Source organism: Streptomyces sp. SID3212 (assembly GCF_009865405.1).
GTDB lineage: Bacteria > Actinomycetota > Actinomycetes > Streptomycetales > Streptomycetaceae > Streptomyces.
Genome location: NZ_WWJY01000984.1, coordinates 1 through 1,426 on the forward strand (window position 1 = coordinate 1; position 1,426 = coordinate 1,426).

Below are 1,426 nucleotides of genomic sequence, written 5' to 3' on the forward strand. Positions count from 1 at the left end.
CGCGGCGACGGCCGCCGGGTCCCCGCGCCTCGGTACGGGTACGTGGTGGGCCCCGGCGCCGCCGTAGTCGTACGAGCGCTCCAGGTCGGCGGGGGCGCACACGGTCACGCGCACTCCCCTGGCGACCAGGCCGGCCGCCAGGGAGCGGACGTGCGCGCTGCTGCCCGCGCTGCCGCCGCCGAGCACCTGGACCGTACGCAGTGGTGTCACGTGGCCAAGGCTCCTGGGTCGGGATCGGGGGGTACGTCAAGGATGCCAGTCCGTACGCACGTTCCGACACCGCGAAAGCGTCGTTCGTGTGTCCGGCGCCTCAACTCCCCCACCAGGTTCACCCAACCGGGTGACCTGCGGAGAGGGAGGTCAGCCGGGGCGCGGGCCGTCGGCGCGGGCCGTGGCCAGGAGTTCCTCGGCGTGGGCGCGGGCCGTCTCCGAGTCCTCCTGCCCCGCGAGCATCCGCGACAACTCCCGTACGCGGTCCTCGCCTTCCAGGACCGTCACACCCGAGCGGGTCACCGAGCCGTCGTTGGTCTTCTCCACCAGCAGCTGGCGGTCGGCGAACGCCGCGACCTGGGGGAGGTGGGTGACCACCACCACCTGCGCGGACTGGGCGAGTTTGGCGAGCCGGCGGCCCACCTCGACCGCCGCCTTGCCGCCGACCCCCGCGTCGACCTCGTCGAAGAGGTACGTCGGCACCGGGTCGGAGCCCGCGAAGACCACCTCCACGGCGAGCATCACGCGGGACAGTTCACCGCCCGAGGCGCCCTTGGCGATCGGCCGGGGCTGGGCGCCCGGGTGCGGGGCCAGGAGCAGTTCGACCTCGTCGACGCCGTGCGGGCCGTACACGACCGACCGGCCGCCCACCTCGATGCCGGACGTCTCGTCGGCCGCCTCCGTCTGCCGGATGTCGAACGACACCCGCGCGTGGGGCATGGCCAGCGAGGCCAGTTCCGCCGTGACGGCCTCCGCGAAGAGCGCCGCCGCCGCCGACCTGGCGTCGGTCAACGCCTGGGCGAGGCCGGACAGTTCGGCGCGCAGCGCGTCCCGTTCCGCCGTCAGCTCGCCGATCCGCTCGTCGTCGCCTTCCAGCTCGGCCAGGCGCGCCGTGCTCTCCTCGGCCCAGGCGAGGACACCGTCGATACCGTCGCCGTACTTGCCGTACTTGCGGGTCAGGGAGGTGAGGGACGCCCGGCGCTCCTCCACGGCGGCCAGCCGCAGCGGATCGGCGTCCAGGTTGTCGGCGTATCCCGCCAGCTCCCCGGCGACGTCCGCCAGCAGGATGGAGATCTCCCCCATCCGCTCGGCGAGCCCGGCGAGGGCCGGATCGTGCGCCCGTACGGCGTCCAGGGCCCGTCCCGCGCCCCCGACGAGCATCGTCGCGTCGACGGCCTCCGGGTCCTCGGGGTCGCCCGCGAGCGCCGCGTGGGCG

At 74.7% G+C, this 1,426-nt stretch carries 1 protein-coding gene and 1 pseudogene; both read right to left on the reverse strand.

Annotated features, from left to right (window positions below; all coding sequences use genetic code 11):
* The coding region (locus GT042_RS29450) for a glycosyltransferase (RefSeq protein WP_161311753.1) at positions 1-210 on the reverse strand (210 nt) is incomplete at its 3' end.
* A 150-nt stretch (positions 211-360) separates the two neighbouring features.
* Positions 361-1,426: pseudogene (locus GT042_RS29455) on the reverse strand (DNA repair protein RecN); the annotation flags it as partial.